We start from the raw sequence: 20,515 nt of genomic DNA on the forward strand, positions 1-20,515 counted from the left end.
GGGGTCTACAAGGGAATGTATTTCAAATGTGCGGGCCAGCTCGCGAAAAACGCCCAGACAACACGGTCATTCAGACAGGTCGCGTTATCGTTGACGTCCATTGCGAGCAAGCTCGCTCCTACACGGAAGAAGGACTCAACTGCCCCAGACCTTCTGGGCCTTGGGCGCTTCGTTAAGGATCGCATCGACTGCCGCGCCTACTTCCGCCACTTGCCAGCGCGCGCCCTTGTCGCGGGTAACGCCCGTGCGCCAACCGTCGCCAAGGGAGATTCGCCCCCCCTGACTCTCGAACAACTGACCGCTGACATGCCCGGACGATTCGCTCCCCAGCCACACCACCAGGGGAGCGACGTTCTCCGCAGCCCAGGCATCGAAGCTGTCGTCTTCGGGTTTTTTGACCATATCCGGCATGGCGCTTTCGGTCATCGCCGTGCGCGCCGCCGGGGCCAAGGCATTGGCCGTAACGCCATAACGCCGCAGTTCCGCCGCCTGCACCAGGGTCAGGGATGCAATGCCACCCTTGGCCGCCGAGTAGTTCGATTGCCCGATCGAGCCCTGCAAGCCGGCCCCGGAACTGGTATTGATAATGCGCGCGGCCACCGGTGTACCGGCCTTGGCCAGGTCACGCCAGCGCCGCCCAAGAATATTGGCCAGGCAGTAATGCCCCTTCAGGTGCACGCGCATCACCATGTCCCAATCCTCTTCCGAGAGACTGATGAACATCCGGTCACGCAGGACCCCGGCATTGTTGACCAGCACATGGACTTCGCCGAAGGCCGCGAGCGCGGCGTCGACGATGCCCTGCGCGCTGCTCAGGGTAGTGATATCGCCATCGCTGGCGATCGCCTGGCCACCGTTCGAGCAAATCTCGTCAACCACGGCTTCGGCCGCCTCGCGCCGAATGTCATTGACCACGACGTTGGCGCCTTCGGCGGCGAACGCCAACGCATAGGCGCGGCCAAGCCCGCCTCCGGCACCGGTGATGATCACGGTACGACCTGCACAGATTCCCATGGAGTGTTTTCCTGTTCCTGAGTGTGGGGCGGCTTCAGAGCCGTTCGATAATGCTGACGTTGGCCTGGCCACCGCCTTCGCACATGGTTTGCAGGCCATAGCGCCCACCCGTGCGTTCAAGCGAGTGCAGCAGCGTGGTCATCAATCGCGCACCGGTCGCACCCAGCGGATGGCCGAGGGCGATGGCGCCACCATTGACGTTGGTGCGGGTCGGGTCGTAATCAAGTTCCTTGCCCCAGGCCATGACCACCGAGGCAAAGGCCTCGTTGATCTCCACCAGGTCGATGTCCGCCATGCCCATGCCGGCTTTCTTCAGCGCCGCACGGGTGGCTGCAATCGGTGCGGTGAGATGCCAGATCGGATCATCACCCAATACCGACAGGTGATGGATACGCGCCCTGGGCGTCAGGTCGTAGCGTTTAAGCGCCGCTTCCGAGACCACCAGCAGCGCTGCCGAGGCATCGCAGGTTTGGCTCGACACTGCCGCGGTGATGGACGGAAACTGCGGGCTCACCGGCTCCAGGCTGGCCATCTTTTCCAGGCTGCTGATCCGCGGGGTTTCATCAAACGCCAGGCCTTCACAGGCCACGATCTCGCTGGTGAAATAGCCGGCATCGGCGGCCGCGAGGGCCCGTCGATGGCTTTCCAGGGCGAACCCTTCCATGTCCGCACGGCTGATCTGCCAGTGATCGGCGATGCGCTGGGCGGCGTAGAACTGATTGACCGGCTGGTTGCCAAAACGCGCCTGCCAGCCCTTGCTACCGGAAAACGGGTCGCTGAACCCCAGGGGCTGACCCGCGAGCATCGCCGACGAGATCGGGATCTGGGTCATGGTTTGCACGCCGCCCACCGCCACCACGTCCTGCATGCCACTCATCACCGCCTGGGCGGCAAAGTGCAAAGCCTGCTGGGAGGATCCGCACTGACGGTCAACGGTGGTGCCCGGAACATTCAGCGGCAGGCCAGCGGCCAGCCAGCTGGTGCGGGCAATGTCGCCCGCTTGCGAACCGATGGCATCGACACAACCGAAGATCACGTCGTCATAGTCTTCGGCGGGAATCGCGTTGCGCTCCACCAGCGCCTTCAATACATGGGCACCCAGGTCGATGGCATGCACATGGGCCAGGCTACCCTTGCGCTTGCCGGTGGGGCTGCGCAGGGCATCGACTATATACGCTTGGGGCATGGCTCAGTCCTCGAAGGTGGCGCCCGGCCCAAGCCGGGCTTCGTCGCTGAGCACATAGGCGGCGACGCGGGATTTGTGGGTGGCGCGGTCGCCCCAGGACGGGTCCAGCGCCCAGGCACGTTTCATGAACATTTGCAGGTCGACTTCCCAGGTGTAACCCATGGCGCCATGGACCTGGATGCCATGGCGAGCCGCCAGCCAGCTGGCGTCGCAGCAGGCCAGCCGGGCTTGCGAGACGTAGACGTCGGCGCCCCGCTCACCCTTGGCCACGGCGTGGGCCGCGCGATAGAGCACCGGCTTGGCGAACTCGATTTTGCTGGCGATATCGGCCAGGTGATGCTTGACCGCCTGGAAACTGCCGATCGGCTTGCCGAACTGCTTGCGCTGTGCCACGTAGTCCACCGACAGGTCGAGGATCCGCTGGGCCAGTCCCAGCAGTTGGCCGGCCACCGACAAGGCACCACGATTCAGGGCCTGGGCCCACAAGGCACGGCCCTGTTCGCCACCGACCAGCAGGGTCTCGGGGCCAGGCTGCCAGCTCACCTGGCCCAGGCGGCGGGACGCATCGATACTGGCGTTGGCCTGCACAACGACCTGTGCGCGTGACACCGCATGCACTTCATCGCCATGGGCCAGGATCAGCCACTCGGCCATACCTGCATCGGGCACCAGCGGGTTGATCGGGTGACCGATCGCCAGGCGCACGCTGCCATCGGCGATGCGTGGCAGCAGGCTGGCCTTGAGCGGGTTGTCCGCCGGAAGCCCATTGAGCAGGCCAGTAATCACGTAAGCAGTATCGGCCAGCGAGTCGGGGATGGCGTAGTAACCCAGTTCCTGGGTCATCAGCGACCAGGCCACATCGTCCATGCCCAGGCCGCCGAACTGCTCGGGCACCGACAAGGCTGTCAGGCCCTGCTCGGCAATCTTGCCGCGCAACTCTGCCGAGCGCCCTGCGTCGGTTTCCCAGATTTCGCGCAGCATTTCGGGGGCCGCCTCGGTCATCAGGAAACGGCTGATGGCTTCACGAAAGGTGAGCTGGTCATCGGTAAAGGTAAAGTCCATGGCCGGCTCCTATTTCGGCAGGCCGAGCATCCGCTCGGCGATGATATTGCGCTGGATTTCGTTGGTGCCGGCGTAGATCGGCCCGGCCTGGGCGAACAGGAAACCGTCGAGCCAGCCACCGCCCGGCGACTGCGGCGCGCTGTTCAACAACTCGCCGCTGGAGGCGAGGATGCGCATGGCGGTGTCATGCATCTTCAGGTCGAGTTCCGACCAGATAATCTTGTTGATACTCGACTCGGCGCCAATCTGCGCCCCCTGACTCAAGCGCCCGACGGTGTGATAGGACGACAGTGCATACCCTTCGGCGCCCAGCCAGGCATCGACCACCGCGTCACGAATGCTCGGGTCGCGGTCGGCGCTCTCACGGTGGGCGTGGTACAGCTGCACCAGCTTGCGCGCCGTGGCCTGGAAGCGCGCCGGCGAGCGCAACAGCAAGCCACGCTCAAAACCTGCGGTGGCCATTGCCACATGCCAGCCCTGGCCTTCGGCACCAATGCAGTTTTTTACCGGTACCCGCACATCGTCGAAGAACACTTCAGCGAAGGTGTTTTTGCCGTTCAGGGCCCGGATCGGGCGAATGGTCACTCCGGGGGCATCGAGCGGCACCATCACGAACGACAGGCCGTTGTGCCGGGTCGAAGCCGGGTCACTGCGAAACAGACCAAACAGCCAATCGGCAAACAAGGCGCGGCTGGACCAGGTTTTCTGCCCGTTGAGCACATAGTGGTCGCCATCGCGGATGGCCTTGCTGGTGATCGCGGCCATATCGGAGCCGGCATTCGGTTCCGACCAGCCTTGGGCCCACATGTCGACACTCGAGGCCATGCGAGGCAAGAAGCGCTGTTTCTGCGCCTCGGTGCCGAACTCCATCAGGGTCGGGCCGAGCAGCAGCTGGCCATTCTGGTTGATGCGCATTGGCGCATCGGCGCCATAGTATTCCTCTTCGAAAATCAGCCACTCGATCAGGTCACAATCCCGGCCCCCGTACTCTTTGGGCCACATGACCATCGACAGGCGTTGCTCGAACAGCTTCGCTTCCCAGGCACGGTGTTGCTCGAAGCCTTCACGGGTGTCGTAGTTGGCCAAGGGCGCCGTCGGCTGATTGGCCGTCAGCCACTCGCGGACTTCCTGGCGAAAGGCCTTTTGTTTCGGGGTATAAGCTAGTTCCATGGCAGCCTCTCAGAACTTCGCGTCGCGCTTTTCGACGAAGGCGCGGCGGGTTTCGGCAGAATCCGGACTGGTGTAGGCCTGCAGGGTGAAGCCCTGCTCCCAGCGGTACTTGTCTTCCAGGCTGCCGTCTTCGATGCCGTTGAGGGCTTCCTTGGCAATGCGGATCATCGCCGGGCTCTTGGCGGCGATTTTGGCCGCGATTTCCAGCGCGGTTTCACGCAGCTGTTCCCTGGGCACCACGCGCTCGATAAAACCGTACTGCGCAGCCTCGGCGGCGCCGATCTTGTCGCCGGTGAAGAACAGGTAACGGACCTTCTGCACCGGGAACAATCGCTGCAGGTGCGCACCGCCACCCATGGCCCCGCGATCCACTTCAGGCAGGGCGAAAGTGGCACACTCCGAGGCCACGACAATGTCGGCGGCGCCGGTAATGCCGATGCCACCACCCAGGACAAAGCCATGTACCGCGACGATCACTGGTACCGGGGTACGATGCACTGCCTTGAACGCCGCGTAGTTGCCGGCGTTGACCGCAATAATCCGATCGGGATGGGCGTCGAGTTCCTTGATGTCGACACCGGCGCAGAAGCCACGACCCTCGGCGCGAATAACGATCACCCGGACCCCGGGATTGGCACCCAGCGCCTGAACCTCCTCCGCCAGGTCCATCCACTCCTGGCTGTCCAGGGCGTTGACCGGCGGTTTGGCAAGCACCAATTCGGCAATGCCCGCGTCGATCTGTGTAGTAAATGCTTGACTCATGGTTGTCTGCTCCATTGCTCAGCGGGTCTGCTCGATTGATGTTGGGCTACAGTTTTCCTGCGCCCGTGCAGGCGTTTGTTCGTGTTTTCGGGCCATCAGAGCATCCAGGCAGCGTTCCGCTTGCCCGGCAATTTCCTCGATCACCTGCTGGCAGGTCTTCAGCTCATCGATGGCGGCGGCGACCTGGCCGCTGGGCAGAATCCCCTCGTCCGGCACGCCGTCGATCATCGAGCGCTGCAGCAACACCGGCTGGTTGGCGGCCATGACCGTTTGCGACACCGCACCGGGGTCGTCCTTGAGGGCCTGGTGCAGCACCGCGAACAAATGCCCCAGGCTCATGCCGGTTTGCTGTTTCCATTTCCAGGCGCTGCGCAAGGCGATGCGCAGGCGACCGAGTGATCCGGCCCGCTCCAGGCGGTTGATGAACGGGTTGTCGATCATGCGGTGGCGCATGCCGTCGACCGCAGTGGTCACCCGTACCCGCTGCGGGTCGCTGACCTTGAGGTAATGCACCAGGGTGGCTTCAGGTGTCGGCGAGTCACGGGTCATGAGGAATCTTGTGCCCATGGCAATGCCACAGGCTCCGGCGGCCAGCGCTGCGGCCAGCCCCCGTCCGGTGGAGTAACCGCCGGCGGCGATCACCGGAACTGACACCGCATCCAGTACCTGGGGCAAGAGGATCGAGCTCGGCACACCACCGGTGTGCCCGCCGCCCTCACCGCCCTGGATGGTAATCATGTCCGCGCCCAGTTCCACGGCCTTGAGCGCATGCTTGAGCGCCCCCACCGTCGGGATGCACAACACCCCGGCAGCCTTGAACCGTGCAATGGTCTGCTTGTCCGGGCCACGACCATAGCTCACCGCGCGCAAGCGGTAGCGAATCGCGAGGTCGACGCACTGCCCGGCGTTCTCCTGGAACATGTGGAAGTTGAGGCCAAAATTACTGCCACCAGTGGCGGCAATCACCTTCTGGATTTCGCCTTCCAGGACATCGCCAGCAATGGTCGCACCGGCGAGAAAACCGAAACCGCCGGCCCGGGTCGTGGCGATCACCAGGTTGGCGTCAGCGACCCAACCCATCGCAGTTTGCACAATCGGAAAGCGGCACCCCAGGGCTTCGGTCAGCGGCGTGCTCATCCAGCGGCTCATGCCTGCTCTCCGCTGGCGGCAGCTTTGTTCGCCTGGGCCATGGCCTTGGCGTCGAAGCCGCCAAGCTTGTCACCCGACAGCAACTCGTTGTGCGCATGGGCGAAATGGTGCCAGGCAAACGCGGCGTCCATGGCCGTGCGCTTGCCCTGCAGGTCTTCAACATGATTGATCGCCTGCTTGGTCAGGGCCAGGCCCATGCGCGGTTGACGGGCAATATTGGCTGCCAGTGCGTAGGTAGCCTGCTCCAGCGCCTCGCGAGGCAATACCCGATTGACCATACCCATCTGGTAAGCGCGCTCGGCGCTCATGCGATCGCCGGTGAACAGAAACTCCTTGGCGATGCGCGGGTTGAGCTCATAGGGATGGGCAAAATACTCCACCCCCGGAATGCCCATGCGCACCACCGGGTCCTGGAAAAAAGCATCGTCGCTGGCCACGATCAGGTCGCAAACCCAGGCCAGCATCAGCCCCCCGGCGACACAGGCGCCCTGGACCATGGCAATGGTTGGCTTGGGCAATTCGCGCCAGCGCCGGCACATGCCCAAGTACACCTCCTGCTCGCGGGCATAGAGCTGCTCGCCGCCAGGCTTATTGGTGTGGTCCCACCACAGGTGTGCGCGCTCGAACGGTTTGTTGATGTCCCGTCCCGGCGTGCCGATGTCATGGCCGGCGGAAAAGTGTTTGCCTGCCCCACGCAGCACAATGACCTTGACCGCATCATCGTTGACCGCCTGGCGCAACGCCGCGTCCAGCGCATAGGTCATCTGCGAGTTCTGCGCATTGTTGAAGCCTGGCCGGTTCATGGTCAGCGTGGCGATACCCTCCGCCACGGCGTACAACACCGGCTCCTGCGTTTCATAGACCGAATGGTCTTCACGCTGGACGAATTCACTGTCAGGGCTGTTCATGCTCGTGTCCCTCGCGTTAAGCCGCGCGAATGCCGGCCGGGTTGCCCTTGATCGCCGAGCTGCGGTAATCGTGGGGATCGAGTCGACGGATCAGTGCCAACTGCTCAAGAGTCGGGTGCGCGGTTTCCTTAAGCGCCGACGACTTGAGCAACGGGAAACCGGTGCATTCCTGCACCTGTTCGAAGCTCACGCCCGGGTGCAGGCTGCGCACCTGCACGGCACGGTCCGGGCCGTCGAAATCCATCACACACAGATCGGTGACGATCAGGCGAATGTCCATCAGGTCGCGGCGTACCCCTTGCGGCCAGCGCTCGGCCTTGAAGCCAACGCCGGAGACCATGTCCACTTCACCACTGACGAACACCCGGGTGTTGTGGTTGGGGACGAAGAACGAGTTGATATGGTTGATGCTGTTGCCCGGCAAGCCACGGACACCGAGCATGGCGGCCTTTGGTTTGTGGTAATCACCCACGCAGGACAGGTTGCTCTGGCCCCAACGGTCGATCTGGGTCGGGCCGATCATGGCGTGGCGACGACCACCCCAGACGCACTCGAACACCCGCTCGAAGTTCATCGAGCCCGAGTAACGCGGTACAAAGTCACCACGCGGGCCCAGGGGGATGGGGTCCTCGACCAGATAGGCCTCGCTGTCGGTCATCAGCAATTGCGGACTGTGGCTGAGCTTGGCCAGACTCGCGCCCAGGCGCGGGATCACACCAAGGCCCGAAGCGATCAATTCGCCGTTGTCGCGCCAGGCTTCGCTGGCCGCGACGATCATCAGTTCGGCGAGGGTAAATTCACAGGTAGTCGACATTTTCATCTTCCTCAGAACACCGGCAGGGCCAGGGAGCCCATGCGTTCGGCACCGCCGTTTTTATCCAGATAAGCCACTTCGCCCGCCGCCACGTACTCCTCGACGTAGGCTTGCCAGCCGCCTTCCTCGCCAGCACTGGCGGCATAACGCTTGAGGTGGCTCAGGTCCCAGCCGTACTCGGGCTGGCAGGCGGTCGGGTGGGCGCCAAACGGGGCATGGATCACGCCGCTGACCAGGTAGCGTTCGAAGGTGTTGCAACGTGCCTGTTCGGTGCTCAACTCGAGGCGTTCATGCAGCTGTTCGCAAGACACGAAGCACTGCCCGGCAGCACGGGCGAACAAGTGATCGAAGTACGGATCCGGGCCGGTGACCAGCGTGTTGCCCAAGCGGTCGGCGACGTTGACGTGAACAAAGGCGACATCCAGGTTCAGCGCCGGCATGGCGATCAGTACCTCGCCGTCTGGATAGGGCGATTGGATGGTCTTGAGCTCAGGGTTGAGACGCGTGACGTCGGTGGCCAGGCCGCAGCGGGTCGGCAAAAACGGCAGACGCATGGCCGCCGCACGCAGGCCCCACTGGAACATGCCCTCATCGACCTCCATCAATTCCATGCCACCGGCTTCCCGGGCCTTGCGGTAGTAGGGTTCCAGCGGGATGGCGTCGAGAGTGGCAAAGCCGAATACCAGCTTTTTCACCTTGCCCGCAGCGCAAAGCATGCCCACTTCCGGTCCGCCGTAGGCCACCACGGTCAGGTCCTTGACATCGGATCGCAGGATCTCGCGAACCACCGCCATCGGCTTGCGCCGCGGGCCCCAACCACCGAAGCCGATGGTCATGCCATCACGCAGTTGCGCCACCGCGTCAGCCGCCGTCATTTGCTTGTTCATTGCTCATCTCCTTGTTGTTGGCCGACTGAAAAGTCATGCCCCCACAGGCTTACGCGGGTAAATTCGAAGGCCGAGTGTTCGGCCCAGTTCACTTGCAGGCCGCCGTAGCCGTACTCCAGGTCGAAGCCGGATGGGGTCTTCATGTAAAACGAGGTCATCAGATCGTTGAGGTGCTGGCCCAGGGTGGCCGACAGCGGGACCTGATGGGCCAGGCGCCGGTCGTGGGCACGCCCCACTTCGGTCATCGAGCCCACCTCCACCATCACGTGCACACAGCCAGAAGAGACGGCGAACTCCGCGAGCGCCAAAGAGTGGTGGCGACTGTTGCGGCAATGCAGAAAATGGATCCGGATCGGCGGCGCCAGCGGGTCGGGACGAAAGTTGAAGATGTCCGACAGTTCGAACCCCAGCACATCCTTGGCGAAGGCCAGGGTGGCATCGAAGTCCGGGGCCGGCAGCACCGTGTGCCCCAGGCCCATGTCACCAGTGATAAAACCCGGCACACCCTGGGGCGAGACAAATGGCAGGCAGTCGGAGCGATGCCCCCAGCTCAGCTCGTGACGGTTGCCGGACGGATCAAGGACACTGACCAGCGCCTGTACGCCACGCTGCTCGACCTCGACCGCAGTGCCCGCCTGCCAGCGCACGCCGTTCTGCTCCAGGGTCAGTAGCGCGGCATTGAAAGCGCTTTCGCTGGCCAGTTCCCAGCCAGACGCCAGGTAACCCGCTTCGGCGCCCTCGACGATGAGCATGCGAAAGGGTCGCTCGTCCATCTTCACGTACAGTCCGCCACCGGGTGCAGGCACGACCATCATGCCCAGCACGTCTTCGGCATAGCGTTGCCACTGACTGAGGTTTTTGATTTGAGCGACGAAGTAGCTCAACCCCCGGATATCCATCATGCCCTGCTCCTCAATGACTGGACCTTTGTTGGTCTTCATTGTGCTGAGGGCGGGCACGTGCCTCATCGTCCGTTGAGACTAAGGGTCTGATCTATTTGGGAAAGACAAACGTTCGGGGCGCCAGTGGCGCCCCGAGGTCGGTTGCTGTTGCCTTGCGGTTGCGCGAAGGACACCGCACGGCAGGAGCGGGATTACATGTACAGAATCACCAGGTCGTTGATGACCGAAGGGCGATCACTGCCAACCACATGGGTGTTCACTTCCAGCGTGAGCTGGGTACCGCGCTTGACCCTCGCCACCTGCTTGACCCTGGCCCGCGCATGTATCCGCGCACCGGCTGGCACCGGTGCCGGGAATCGCAGGCGGTCCGAGCCGTAGTTGACCATGGTGCCAAAGCCGGTGATCTCATAGCCCAGCTTCAGTTTGAGCCTCGATTGCAGTACCTGTACCAGCGCACCGTGGGCGATGGTGCCGCCAAACGGACTGTCCTTGCGCGCACGCTCAGGATCGGTATGAATCCAGTAGTCATCACCCGACAACAACGCGAAGGCATCAATCAAGGCCTGATCGACAACAATTTCGTTGCTCCATTCGCTGAAGGTTTCACTGACCAGACTCTGCAGCGCCACCTCATCGTCCATGGCAATCAGGCGCGCAGGTGCAACCTCGGTTTGTTCGACAGGTTGCGTCTGAGGCGTCCCGGCCCAGTGCTGCAGCGCGGCGCCGTCCTGCTCCATGCCGGTAAAGCGCAGTAACCGCGAGCCCTTTGCGTCGACCTCGGCAAACACCGGTTTCAAACGCATGCCGATGCGAATCTGATCCTCTTCAAGCCCCACCAGCGTGGTATTGATCCGAACGCCTTCATCCAGCTCGATGACCGCCAGTTTTTGCGGCATTTCATCGGCGAAGTCCGGCAACGTTGGGATGCGGGCCACAGTAAAGCTGTACAGGCTGGCGCCACCGCTCACGTCACGCCAGGTCAGGTCGTGGGCCAGGCAACGCGGGCAGTGCCGACGCGGATAGAACACCCAGTGTTCGCATGCGTTGCACTGCTGAATCAACAGCCGTTGCGCTTTCAGACCTTCCCAGTACGGTGCAGAAATATCCGTCGGTACCGGCATTGGTTTATTGTTCGACATGCGGGTCATGCTCCCTGAAGAATCAACGCGGCCTGCTCGCTCATCACGCCACCGGTCCCGGAGACATAGACGGCGTCGCAACGCTCAAGCTGGCGTTCACCCGCTTCACCGCTGATCTGAGTGACGGCCTCGATCACCTGTGACATTCCCCCGGCAGCGCCGGCTTGGCCGAAACTGAGCTGGCCACCGTGGGTGTTCATCGGAAAATCGCCGCGCCAGGTCAGGTCATGCTCGCGTACAAAGCGCATGCCCTCGCCCTTGGCACAGAAGCCGGCATCTTCCAGCGTCAACAACGCGGTGATGGTGTAGCAGTCGTAGATTTGCGCCGCATCGACATCAGCAGGTTTGAGCCCGGCCATATCAAAGGCGCGACGCGAGGCAGGACCAATCGGAGTGTTGAGCATGTCTTGCGCATACGAGGGCGACTTGAATGCCAGATGCTCGCCGAAGCCTGTGATGAATGCCGGGCGTTTACGCGCACGGGCCGCGACTTCCCTGGAGGCAATGATCATTGCCGCACCGCCGGCCACGGGCATGACTATTTCGAGGATGTGCAGGGGGTCGGCCACCCGTTTGCTCGCCAGCACTTGCTCGATGCTCAACGGCTGACCATGGAACATCGCCTGGGGGTTGGCCAAGGCGTTGGTGCGCTGGTCAACCGCAATCTTGGCCATGGCCACCGGATCGTAACCGTACTGTGCCGCATAGCGCTGGGCAATCATGGCGTAGCCGGTATTCTGGCCCATGTGACCGTAAGGCAAATCGAATTCCGCCTCCGGTGCACCAAAGGCCGTGCTGTGGCCGCCGTAGCGCATGGCACGGGCGATCGCACCGGGATCTTCGTCAGGACCCATCGGCGCCAGACGCGCCGGCAGTACACACAGCACGGCCTGGCATAAGCCCAACTCGATCGCCGCGGCCGCTCGCCAGACCATGCCCACTGAGGTGCAACCTCCCAGGTCGACCACTTCGGCAAAATTCAGGGTCAAGCCCAGGTACTCGGCGGCCATGGCCGGCACGAACACTGAAGCTTCATGAAAATGCGGGCCGTTGATCACTAGACCGTCGAGGTCCTCGGCACGCAATCCTGCGTCCCGTAGCGCTTGCGCCGCCAGGTCGGCCACCTGCTCGAGGTGGAACATCCTCGGCGCAGTGGCGTATTTTTCCGGTTTGTATTGTGCGGTACCTACAATCGCCGCATGACCTTTCAGACCCATGTATCCTCCACTCGAAGGCTGTGCACTTCTGTTTTTGTCTTGCGACCATGCCACAACGAGTGCGGCAAGTGATCGTCCATTTGGACGTGAACATCGCCCAGCGCCAGGATTGACCCGGCGCTGGCGCCTGCACGGTGATCAGAAGCTGTATTTCACCGAGAACGTGCCATAGTCACGATCGGCCAGCAAACGCTTGACCGGGTCCGCGTCACCCAGGTAGCTGGTGACCCGCAGGGCGACTTCCAGGTTGCCCAAATACTTGAAGGTGGTGCCCAGGCTCAGCCGGCGATCGCCTTGCAGCCCGGAAATGGTTCCGGCCATCGGCGTGGCGCCGCTGAACACGTTAGAGAAATTGACCGGCACTTCCAGGTCCCAGCCTCTGAACACGCCCGGGTAGCTGAAGGATGCCCCCAGGGTGTAGGCGCTGGCGGTTTTGCTGCGCCAGCCCGTCGCAGTCTTGTAGGTGTAGTCATCGGACGGCTGCACCAGCGGGCGCATGGCCGGAATCAGACTGTTGCCCAGTGCCTGCAGGTTCGGTGCTGCCGAGGCATCATCCACGCTGTCGACGCGCACATGCACGATCTCGGCCGTCAGCGAAGTCTGGCTCGCCCAAGGCCGGTCGCCGAGGATGCGGATGGCCGACAATTGCATCTGCTGGCCCTTGCCTCGGGTTGGAGTCGGGCCCAAGCCTGTGTTGACCATCACCGGAGCACCATCGCGATAAGACCACTCGCCACCGATCTGGGTTTCGCCGATCTTGGTCGAGGCACTGATCCCGGTCAGCTTGATGTCTTCAAAATAGGTGATCCGATAGCCGTTCGGCGCACCAGCGAATACGCCGGGGGCAACGGGAATGGACTGATACCCCACCAGCGCGGTGGCGGGGTTCTTGTCATGATAATTGACATGGAACAGTGACAATTCCAGGGCCGGTACCGGGCGGAAGCGTACCTGAACCCCCCACTGTCCACTGTCACGGGGTTCATCGGTGCCGTTGTAGTTGATCCGCGTGCCGTTTGCGTTGCGGATAAACTCACGCCCTGGCCCGACCACATCACTGGTAGACAGGTAGCTGCCTACCGGCGGCAGTTCCGTCCCCATCCATTCGTATTGCACATACGCACCAAAGGTCAGTTGCGGGTTCAACCGATAGGAAGCCGATACTTGCCCGACCGGCAACAGCACTTCCTTGACCTCGACCCCAGGTTGGGCCGCCTTGACCGCATCGGACGGGTTCTGCACGCCACTGACACCGGGGTAAAACAGACTTTCACCCCACGACTCGATATGGCGTCCGGCCTTGACGTCGAGCATCGAATCATTTTCGAAGCGCCAGCCGCTGAACACGTAGGCGTCGAGGAACTTGCTGCGTCCGCCGCTGTAGTATTTGTTATCACTGGTGAACTCATTATTGTCCCCGGTCTTGTTGACCGTGGACGGCGAGTCGTTGTCGTTGGAACGATGGTAGACATCATCGTAGAACGTACTGGCACGCAGTACGGCACCGTAGTTGTCTTTGCGCAGGATCATCTCGGCCAAGGCACCCACGCGGTTGGTGACCAGGCTACCCTTGTCGAAGTTGCGGTCGCCGTCATCGGCGTTAAGCGTCAACAGGTTCTTGTCCGGGTCGGATAAGCGAACCCCTAGCCCGTAACTGGTCGTCACGGTCCAGTCAATCGTCGCCCCGTTGTCGAACTCGATGGTTTCACCTGACCATGCGGGTGTGGACACCAGTGCGATCGCCGCCACCAGACCCGATAACTCGAAACCCGATACAGCTGGGCCTGCACCATTTTTGTTGTTTTTATTATTCACACTGCCTCTCCCGATTAACGACCTGATGGCCGCGCAAAGTGCAAGAACACCACTACTTCCCATGACCGCTCAGAGCTGCCCTAGCACAGACTGAGCGGTGACACCTTCAGGCGTGTGTCCGTAACGGAACACGCCGCCTGTTTCTTCACGTACCAAGCGCCCTTGGGCGATGAGGTAATTGACATGAGCCAGGGTTTCGCCGATGGCCATCAATTCATCGAAGCGCCCTTTGACCGTCGGGAACAGCACCGCCATCAGTTGCACGGCACTGCGCGGCGCCGTGCAGGCGTCCAGCAGTCGCTGCAAGTGCTTCTGGTGATGGTCACGTAGTTGGTCAAGGCGCTGATGCAGGTTGAAAAACGGGCGCTCATGTGCCGGAAGCACCAACACGCTATCGGGCACGCTGCGCAGGCATTCGACCGAGTCCAGCCAGTCGCGCAACGGATCGGCATCGGGCTCGGTCACCTGGACGCAGACACTGGAAGTGATGCGCGGCAGCACTTGATCACCCGAGATCAGCAGGCCGTCCTCGGCGCAGTACAGGCAGGCATGTTCCGGCGAATGGCCGCGGCCAATCCGCACCTGCCAGCGGCGCCCGCCGATGGTCAGCTGACTGCCTTCGCTCAAGCGCCTGAAGCTGGTCGGCACCTGCGGGCGAAAATGCGCCGAACCGAGCAGCGGAAACAACGCCTCGGTCTGCTCGGTGCTGAAACCGGCGCGGTGGTAATGCTCGCGAAACGCCCAACTGCTACTGACATCGCTCTGCGTGCCCAACTGATGCATGGCCTGGTATTCACTGGCGCTCATGAACACCGGACAGCGGAAGCGTTCGCTCAACCAGCCGAGCACGCCGACATGATCGGAGTGAAAGTGGGTGCAAATCACCCCGACCAGGGGCAAACCATCCAACGCCGTGTCGAACAGCCCTTCCCAGACTTCGCGGGTCTGCGCATTGTTGAGCCCGGTATCGACCGCCACCCAGCCCTGGCCATGACGCAGCAGGTACAGGTTGATATGGTCAAGCCCAAACGGCAGCGGCATGCGCAGCCACAACAGCCCCTCGGCGACCTGCTGCACCGCGCCATTGGCGGGTGGCTGCGGCCAGGGATAGCGCAGGCCCGAGCGCCACTCATGCCCTTGGGCATCAAGCTTATTCATGGCTGTCACCCGCAAAGGCGGCCAAGCCAACCCGCTCAAGCGCTTGTGTGCTGTACGGCACATAGCTGCCGCGGCTTTCGTCGCGAATGAACAGTGGGTCGCTGAAGGCCGTCGGTGCATAGCCCTGGCGCTGCAGGTCCACCTTGCGCAACTTGAAGGTGCTTGTCAGATCGGCAGCCGCTGAAACGCGCACGAACACCGGCGCGGCATAGCGCGGTAAACGCGCCAGCGTCAGCGCATAAAACGCTTCGGGATCGAAGGTGTGCCCAGGCTGCATCAAGACCGCCGCCATACCGGCCCGCCCCTCTTGCCCTGGCACCTGCACACCATAGATATTGATCAGTTCAAGCCCGGCAAAGTCCCCCAGCGCAGCCGCCACCTCCAGGGTGGAGACGTTCTCGCTCTTCCAGCGGAAGGTGTCGCCGATGCGGTCGATAAAGTAGAGGTAGCCGTCCTCATCAAAACGCAACAGGTCACCCGAGCTCCAGTAGGCATCCCCTTGACTGAACACATTGCGGCGAATCTTGCTATCGGTGGCCTCGGCCGAGGTGTAGCCCTCGAAGCGCCCGCCGCCGATCTCCGGATGGCTGATGATCAAGCCCAGGGCTTCGCCCACCTCACCCTCTTCGCACAACTGGTAAAAGCCGTGTTCGTCCCGTGGGTAGCTGTCGGTTTCAACGTCATAGCGCACTAGGCGCAGGTTGCTCTTTTCCCAGAACGGCACACGACCGCAGGCCCCCAGGTAATTGTCGACGTTGACCACGTTGGTGTTGGATTCGGTGGAACCCCACCCCTCGAATACCTGGATCGCGCCGAAGCGCTGTACCCAGTTCTGCCAGCTCTCACGGGATAACCCGGCGCCGAGCATGCAGCGCAGCCCGTGCTCGCGTTCGCCAGCGACCTCGGGTTGGTTGAGCAGGTAGCGACAGATTTCACCTATGTACTGGAACACGCTGATGTGGTGCTTGCGTACGTCGCTCCAGAACTCCCGGACACTGAATTTGCGCCGTACCACAATTGCCGCGCCGGTTTTCAGCGCGGTAGAGGTCACCGAAGTGGCGGCTGCACCGTGGTACAGCGGCAGGCAGCAATAGAACACGTCCTGGGGCGAGGTCTGCAGGGTGACTTCCATGATGTCGCCCGTCGACATCCAGCGCATATGGCTGTAACGCGCAGCTTTGGGAAGGCCCGTCGTGCCCGAGGTAAAAATCAACAAGCTTGGGGTCTCGGCACTGAGGTCAGCGCGCAGGTCCCGTGGAAATGGCGTGTCCGGCGCCTTGGCCAGCGCTTCACTCAGGCGGGTATCGACATGCGCGGGCATGACGCCCGTCCATGGCTGCTCGGCATCCTCTACCAGCCACAAGGGCAACGGCGGCAAGCCTTCGGTCGCGAGGAAATTGCCCAGCACCTCTTCGCCGACGATCACCGCCTTGGCGGCAATGGCCTCCAGTGCATGCACCAATGGCCGTCCGCTGACCTGGGTGTTGACGAAGCCCACCACCACACCCAGTTTGACCACGCCAAACCAGCTGCAGAAAAATTCCGGGCGGTTCTCCATGGCCAGCGCGCAGACATCCCCGGGGCGCAGGCCACGGGCATGAAAGACGTGGGCCAGGCGGTCGGCCTCGGCATTGATCCTGGCAAAACTCAGGCGCTGCCCGCCATAGATGATGAAGGGCCGCTCGCCGTGGCGCCGGGCCTGCTCTTCGAGGCGATCGGCCAGGGTATAGCGATCTGCCGGCTTGATCCGCGCACTGGCTTCGGCCCGGCGATCGAGGATGGCCTGGGTCTGCTCGCGCGGCACGACGCCGCGGTCGGCACTGGACAGCAGGCTTGCGTTGTTGAAATTGTTCATCCCTACCTCCGATAAATCCTGTTGTTCAAGCACTCGCCTCAGGCTCGATCCGGATAGTCCGAATAGCCTCGCGCGCCTTGGGTATAAAGGGTCTTGCGGTCGAAACCAGCCAGTGGCAGGCCGGCGCGCAAGCGCTCGACCAGGTCCGGGTTGCCGATAAAATGCCGGGCGAACGACACGGCGGCGCCCTGCCCGCCTTCAAGTGCAGCGGCGGCTGAAGGGCCGTCGAATCCGTCGTTGAGAATCAGCGCGCTGGTGCTATGCCGACGGATCAGGTCAAAGGCATCCAGCTGCTCCAGTGGCGAGCGCATGATGTGCAGATAGGCCAGGCCGAGCGGTTCGATCTGGCGGCACAGGGCTTGCGCCGTGCCGGCCGGGTCAACGTCGCTGATGTCGTTGTACGGGTTGCCCGGGCACATCCGAAGTCCCACGCGTCCAGGTCCGATGGCGCTGGCCATGGCTGCCAGCACCTTGGCCGCAAAGCGCACACGGTTCTCGACCGTGCCGCCATAACCATCACTGCGCCGGTTGCTGCTCGACGCCATGAATTGCATGGGCAGGTAGCCGCTGGTGCAATGCAGCTCGACCCCCTCGAAGCCCGCTTCGCGGGCATTCAAGGCGGCGCGCCGGTATTGCTCGATCACCACAGCAATTGCTTCCAGGCTCAGTGCCTCGGGCTCATCGGTATCGACCAGGCCGGCGCCGTCACTGAACACCCCGTCACTGAATAGCTGCGTGCGTGCGCGGATGGCCGAAGGCGCGACGGTCCGCGCCCCGATCGGTTTGTTTTGCCAGCAGGCGACGCGGCCCACATGCATCAACTGCAGCACCATCCGCCCACCGGCGTCGTTCACCGCGCGGGTCACCTGGCGCCATCCCTCGATCTGTGCGTTGTCATAGATGGCCGGCGTGCGGCAATAACCCAGACCATCGGCCGACGGCGCCGTGCCTTCGGCAATGATCAACCCGGCACTGGCGCGCTGGCGGTAGTAGTCGACCATTTCCGCTGTCGGCACCGCGTGCACGCTGGCGCGGCTGCGGGTCATTGGCGCCATGACGATACGGTTGCTCAGCTCCAGCTCGCCCAGGCGCAGGGGTTCAAACAAAATGCTCATCGCAGATCCTCAGCGCACACGAATTTTAGGTGCCGCAGCACCGCGTCGCAGGGTGGCTAGAAAGTGTTCCAGGGGCGCAGCCGGAGCGACGTCTGGCAGTTGATCCTTGTCCGGGCGCCTGGCCCAGAACTCGGCCCAGGACGGGAACAGGTCATGGAAGGTGCCGGCATAGGGCTCACGACCCGGCCAGCGCATTTTTCGCTCACCGATGGGCGGCTTGTTGAGGTCGCTGGCGTACCAGTAGCACGGCAGCCGGCGGCGAAAATACCAACGGCCATCGATGCGCTGGTAGTCATCCCAATAGAGCATTTGCATGGTGACCCACTCAGGGCCCGTCTCATGTTCATTCTTGGAATACACCACGCCCACGGCGTTATCGGCATCGAGCAGTTCAATGATGTGCTGGCCCAGGTGATGCGAAGTGCCGCTGAACTGATCCCGCAACGTGGCATCGACCCACGCTTTGAGGTGCGCACGGCCGATCTTTTCGCGCCCCACGCGAATGTCTTCGGCAAACAGGTTGACGTGAGCATCGAGGTCGCGCATGTCCAGTGACAGCGAGTACTTGGCCGCCAGTTGACGTATTTCTTCAATCGACTCAAGCCGATCGATACGCGCCAGCAAGGTGTCGGGCTCCATGCTCATCACTCCAACACCGTGTAGAGTTCCGAACTGCGCCCGCCATCCACCGGCACACATGCACCGGTGATGTAGGACGCCTCGTCACTGGCCAGAAACAAAATCGCGTTGGCCACTTCCTGCGGCTGGCCGATGCGCCGCAGCGGTATCAACTTCTCGGTGTTACCACGAGCCTTTTCGTCGGACAGCATGCCAGCGGTTGCCGGGGTTTCGATGACGCCGGGAATCACCACATTGCAGCGGATCTTATTGGCGGCCCCTTCACTGGCGGCCGCGCGACTGAAGTTGATCACCGCCGCCTTGGCCGCCGAATAGCCGGCCATCCAGGGCGTACCGAACAATCCGCAGATGGAGGCGATGTTGACAATGGCACCACCACCCTGTGCTTTCATCAGCGCCATGGCCGTGCGCGTGCCCCAGAAGGTGCCGTCCACGGTGGTGCTGAAGTTGGCGTGCCAATCGGCGGTTGTGGTGCTGTCGATGGCGCCCCAGGTGTAAGCCATGGCGTTGTTGATGAGGATATCCAGGCGCCCGTGAAGGCGCGCCGCCGCTTCAATCGCGCCGACGAAAGCACACTCGTCGCTGACATCGGCGGCACTCCAGTGCGCTTGGCCACCCGTGTCGCGAATAGCACTCGCCACCGCTTGCAATGGCGCCTCGTTACGCCCGCAGAGCACCACCGTGGCGCCCTCTTCGGCAAAGCGCCGAGCGGTGGCCGCACCGATCCCGGAACCGGCACCGGTAATAAAAGCGATCTTGCCTTGCAGTCGTCCGCTCATACCCTGCTCCCGGTTCAAATGAAGGCCATGCCGCCGTTGACGGCGAGGTTCTGACCAGTGATGAAGCTGGCGTCTTCGCTGGCCAGAAACACCGCCGCACGGGCAATCTCGTCGACTTCGCCCATACGCCCCAGGGGAATGGCCTTGAGCATGCTTTGCATCCAGTCATCGGGGATGCCAGCCATCATCGGCGTGTTGGTCGGACCGGGTACCAGGGTGTTGACGCGGATACCGCTGGCCGCCAACTCCCGTGCCATGCTGCGGGTCAGCCCCATTACCCCGGCCTTGGCTGCGCAGTAATGGCTTGGGCCTTCGCCGGTCATCGCCGCCGTGCTGGAAATATTGATGACGACGCCGCGGCTGCCATGCTTTTGCATCAGGCGCACACCTTCACGGCTACATAGAAAGGTGCCCGTGAGATTGACGCCAATGACCCGCTGCCAATGTTCGTCAGGGGTGTCGACAAAGCTGTCGACCGAGCCGACGCCGGCGTTATTGACCAGGATGTCGAGACCACCAAAACGGCCCTCGATGACTTCCATGGCCGCTGCCACCGAGGCACTGTCGGCGACGTTGCAAGCCAGGGCCAGCGCCTGATCGCCGAGGCCTTCGATGGTCTGCCGGGCTGCTTGCAGGTTGATGTCGGCCGCCACCACCCGTGCGCCGGCCTGGGCAAAACACTGGGCAATCGCCCGTCCCATACCTTGGCCGGCACCCGTGATCAGGGCCACTTTGTTCGCTAGCTTCATCGTTGTCCTCCCGCACGCCTTGGCTACCCCGATCACCGGCACTGCCTGGCCTGATGATCGAGCACGGGACGAATCATTAACCCTGTTCAGAACCGCAACATCGTCCGATAAGACTAAGCCGCCGCGGTTGTTCGACGCCGCACGAAGGAGTGGTCTGAACGGACGATGCGCCTGGGCTTGATTCGGACGACACTC

General features: G+C 62.6%; 19 protein-coding genes. All 19 read right to left on the reverse strand.

The annotated features are described in order from the left end of the window. Nucleotides 1-135: 135 nt before the first annotated feature. On the reverse strand, nucleotides 136-1,014 hold the full coding sequence (locus ACNYC6_RS04215; RefSeq protein ID WP_419711224.1) for an SDR family oxidoreductase: 879 nt from the start codon (nucleotides 1,012-1,014) through the stop codon (nucleotides 136-138). Nucleotides 1,015-1,048: 34 nt separating this feature from the next. Further along, nucleotides 1,049-2,200 carry an acetyl-CoA C-acetyltransferase gene (locus tag ACNYC6_RS04220; protein ID WP_419711225.1) on the reverse strand — a complete coding sequence of 384 codons (1,152 nt, stop codon included), beginning with the start codon at nucleotides 2,198-2,200 and terminating at the stop codon, nucleotides 1,049-1,051. Between the two features lie 3 nt (nucleotides 2,201-2,203). Then, entirely contained in the window at nucleotides 2,204-3,262 is a 1,059-nt protein-coding gene (locus ACNYC6_RS04225) for an acyl-CoA dehydrogenase family protein (RefSeq protein ID WP_419711226.1), read from the reverse strand. A 9-nt stretch (nucleotides 3,263-3,271) separates the two neighbouring features. Continuing rightward, the gene (locus tag ACNYC6_RS04230; RefSeq protein WP_419711227.1) at nucleotides 3,272-4,432 is read right to left on the reverse strand and encodes an acyl-CoA dehydrogenase family protein; all 1,161 of its coding nucleotides are present in this window, start codon (nucleotides 4,430-4,432) and stop codon (nucleotides 3,272-3,274) included. 9 nt (nucleotides 4,433-4,441) lie between these two features. Then, nucleotides 4,442-5,194 (reverse strand): enoyl-CoA hydratase family protein, encoded by a 753-nt coding sequence (locus tag ACNYC6_RS04235; RefSeq protein WP_419711228.1) that lies wholly within the window; start codon nucleotides 5,192-5,194, stop codon nucleotides 4,442-4,444. Nucleotides 5,195-5,212: 18 nt separating this feature from the next. After that, entirely contained in the window at nucleotides 5,213-6,343 is a 1,131-nt protein-coding gene (locus ACNYC6_RS04240; protein ID WP_419711229.1) for an NAD(P)H-dependent flavin oxidoreductase, read from the reverse strand. Beyond that, nucleotides 6,340-7,251, reverse strand: coding sequence for an enoyl-CoA hydratase (locus ACNYC6_RS04245; RefSeq protein WP_008056570.1), 912 nt, complete (start codon nucleotides 7,249-7,251; stop codon nucleotides 6,340-6,342). The genes ACNYC6_RS04240 and ACNYC6_RS04245 overlap by 4 nt, the downstream gene beginning before the upstream one ends. A 16-nt stretch (nucleotides 7,252-7,267) precedes the next feature. Continuing rightward, nucleotides 7,268-8,065 carry a CoA-transferase subunit beta gene (locus ACNYC6_RS04250; RefSeq protein ID WP_419711230.1) on the reverse strand — a complete coding sequence of 266 codons (798 nt, stop codon included), beginning with the start codon at nucleotides 8,063-8,065 and terminating at the stop codon, nucleotides 7,268-7,270. 11 nt (nucleotides 8,066-8,076) lie between these two features. After that, nucleotides 8,077-8,952, reverse strand: coding sequence for a CoA transferase subunit A (locus ACNYC6_RS04255; protein ID WP_419711231.1), 876 nt, complete (start codon nucleotides 8,950-8,952; stop codon nucleotides 8,077-8,079). Continuing rightward, entirely contained in the window at nucleotides 8,949-9,854 is a 906-nt protein-coding gene (locus ACNYC6_RS04260; protein WP_419711232.1) for a VOC family protein, read from the reverse strand. The genes ACNYC6_RS04255 and ACNYC6_RS04260 overlap by 4 nt, the downstream gene beginning before the upstream one ends. A gap of 191 nt (nucleotides 9,855-10,045) precedes the next feature. Next, nucleotides 10,046-10,993: an OB-fold domain-containing protein gene (locus ACNYC6_RS04265; protein ID WP_419711233.1), complete on the reverse strand. Its 948-nt coding sequence runs from the start codon at nucleotides 10,991-10,993 to the stop codon at nucleotides 10,046-10,048. A 5-nt stretch (nucleotides 10,994-10,998) separates the two neighbouring features. Continuing rightward, nucleotides 10,999-12,210 carry a thiolase family protein gene (locus ACNYC6_RS04270; protein WP_419711234.1) on the reverse strand — a complete coding sequence of 404 codons (1,212 nt, stop codon included), beginning with the start codon at nucleotides 12,208-12,210 and terminating at the stop codon, nucleotides 10,999-11,001. A 138-nt stretch (nucleotides 12,211-12,348) separates the two neighbouring features. Further along, entirely contained in the window at nucleotides 12,349-14,025 is a 1,677-nt protein-coding gene (locus ACNYC6_RS04275; protein WP_419711235.1) for a DUF1302 domain-containing protein, read from the reverse strand. A 69-nt stretch (nucleotides 14,026-14,094) separates the two neighbouring features. After that, nucleotides 14,095-15,183 (reverse strand): MBL fold metallo-hydrolase, encoded by a 1,089-nt coding sequence (locus tag ACNYC6_RS04280; protein WP_419711236.1) that lies wholly within the window; start codon nucleotides 15,181-15,183, stop codon nucleotides 14,095-14,097. Continuing rightward, nucleotides 15,176-17,038: a long-chain-acyl-CoA synthetase gene (locus tag ACNYC6_RS04285; protein WP_419711237.1), complete on the reverse strand. Its 1,863-nt coding sequence runs from the start codon at nucleotides 17,036-17,038 to the stop codon at nucleotides 15,176-15,178. Before ACNYC6_RS04285 ends, ACNYC6_RS04280 begins: the two co-directional genes overlap by 8 nt. A 38-nt stretch (nucleotides 17,039-17,076) precedes the next feature. Further along, nucleotides 17,077-18,153, reverse strand: a complete 1,077-nt coding sequence (locus ACNYC6_RS04290) for an alkene reductase (RefSeq protein WP_419711238.1) — start codon at nucleotides 18,151-18,153, stop codon at nucleotides 17,077-17,079. A gap of 9 nt (nucleotides 18,154-18,162) precedes the next feature. Continuing rightward, nucleotides 18,163-18,792 (reverse strand): nuclear transport factor 2 family protein, encoded by a 630-nt coding sequence (locus ACNYC6_RS04295; protein ID WP_419712910.1) that lies wholly within the window; start codon nucleotides 18,790-18,792, stop codon nucleotides 18,163-18,165. Between the two features lie 5 nt (nucleotides 18,793-18,797). Beyond that, nucleotides 18,798-19,571 carry an SDR family NAD(P)-dependent oxidoreductase gene (locus ACNYC6_RS04300; protein ID WP_419711239.1) on the reverse strand — a complete coding sequence of 258 codons (774 nt, stop codon included), beginning with the start codon at nucleotides 19,569-19,571 and terminating at the stop codon, nucleotides 18,798-18,800. 14 nt (nucleotides 19,572-19,585) lie between these two features. Further along, complete coding sequence (locus ACNYC6_RS04305) at nucleotides 19,586-20,320, reverse strand: SDR family NAD(P)-dependent oxidoreductase (RefSeq protein WP_419711240.1); 735 nt, start codon at nucleotides 20,318-20,320, stop codon at nucleotides 19,586-19,588. Between the last annotated feature and the right edge of the window lie 195 nt (nucleotides 20,321-20,515).

This window comes from Pseudomonas sp. NFX224 (assembly GCF_048565165.1).
In the GTDB taxonomy this organism is placed as follows: domain Bacteria; phylum Pseudomonadota; class Gammaproteobacteria; order Pseudomonadales; family Pseudomonadaceae; genus Aquipseudomonas.

Bases quoted from the DNA above. Each gene is read 5' to 3' on its own strand.
- ACNYC6_RS04215 (WP_419711224.1), bottom strand. From the start codon at position 1,014: ATGGGAATCTGTGCAGGTCGTACCGTGATCATCACCGGTGCCGGAGGC.
- ACNYC6_RS04220 (WP_419711225.1), bottom strand. From the start codon at position 2,200: ATGCCCCAAGCGTATATAGTCGATGCCCTGCGCAGCCCCACCGGCAAG.
- ACNYC6_RS04225 (WP_419711226.1), bottom strand. From the start codon at position 3,262: ATGGACTTTACCTTTACCGATGACCAGCTCACCTTTCGTGAAGCCATC.
- ACNYC6_RS04230 (WP_419711227.1), bottom strand. From the start codon at position 4,432: ATGGAACTAGCTTATACCCCGAAACAAAAGGCCTTTCGCCAGGAAGTC.
- ACNYC6_RS04235 (WP_419711228.1), bottom strand. From the start codon at position 5,194: ATGAGTCAAGCATTTACTACACAGATCGACGCGGGCATTGCCGAATTG.
- ACNYC6_RS04240 (WP_419711229.1), bottom strand. From the start codon at position 6,343: ATGAGCCGCTGGATGAGCACGCCGCTGACCGAAGCCCTGGGGTGCCGC.
- ACNYC6_RS04245 (WP_008056570.1), bottom strand. From the start codon at position 7,251: ATGAACAGCCCTGACAGTGAATTCGTCCAGCGTGAAGACCATTCGGTC.
- ACNYC6_RS04250 (WP_419711230.1), bottom strand. From the start codon at position 8,065: ATGTCGACTACCTGTGAATTTACCCTCGCCGAACTGATGATCGTCGCG.
- ACNYC6_RS04255 (WP_419711231.1), bottom strand. From the start codon at position 8,952: ATGAACAAGCAAATGACGGCGGCTGACGCGGTGGCGCAACTGCGTGAT.
- ACNYC6_RS04260 (WP_419711232.1), bottom strand. From the start codon at position 9,854: ATGATGGATATCCGGGGGTTGAGCTACTTCGTCGCTCAAATCAAAAAC.
- ACNYC6_RS04265 (WP_419711233.1), bottom strand. From the start codon at position 10,993: ATGTCGAACAATAAACCAATGCCGGTACCGACGGATATTTCTGCACCG.
- ACNYC6_RS04270 (WP_419711234.1), bottom strand. From the start codon at position 12,210: ATGGGTCTGAAAGGTCATGCGGCGATTGTAGGTACCGCACAATACAAA.
- ACNYC6_RS04280 (WP_419711236.1), bottom strand. From the start codon at position 15,183: ATGAATAAGCTTGATGCCCAAGGGCATGAGTGGCGCTCGGGCCTGCGC.
- ACNYC6_RS04285 (WP_419711237.1), bottom strand. From the start codon at position 17,038: ATGAACAATTTCAACAACGCAAGCCTGCTGTCCAGTGCCGACCGCGGC.
- ACNYC6_RS04290 (WP_419711238.1), bottom strand. From the start codon at position 18,153: ATGAGCATTTTGTTTGAACCCCTGCGCCTGGGCGAGCTGGAGCTGAGC.
- ACNYC6_RS04295 (WP_419712910.1), bottom strand. From the start codon at position 18,792: ATGGAGCCCGACACCTTGCTGGCGCGTATCGATCGGCTTGAGTCGATT.
- ACNYC6_RS04300 (WP_419711239.1), bottom strand. From the start codon at position 19,571: ATGAGCGGACGACTGCAAGGCAAGATCGCTTTTATTACCGGTGCCGGT.
- ACNYC6_RS04305 (WP_419711240.1), bottom strand. From the start codon at position 20,320: ATGAAGCTAGCGAACAAAGTGGCCCTGATCACGGGTGCCGGCCAAGGT.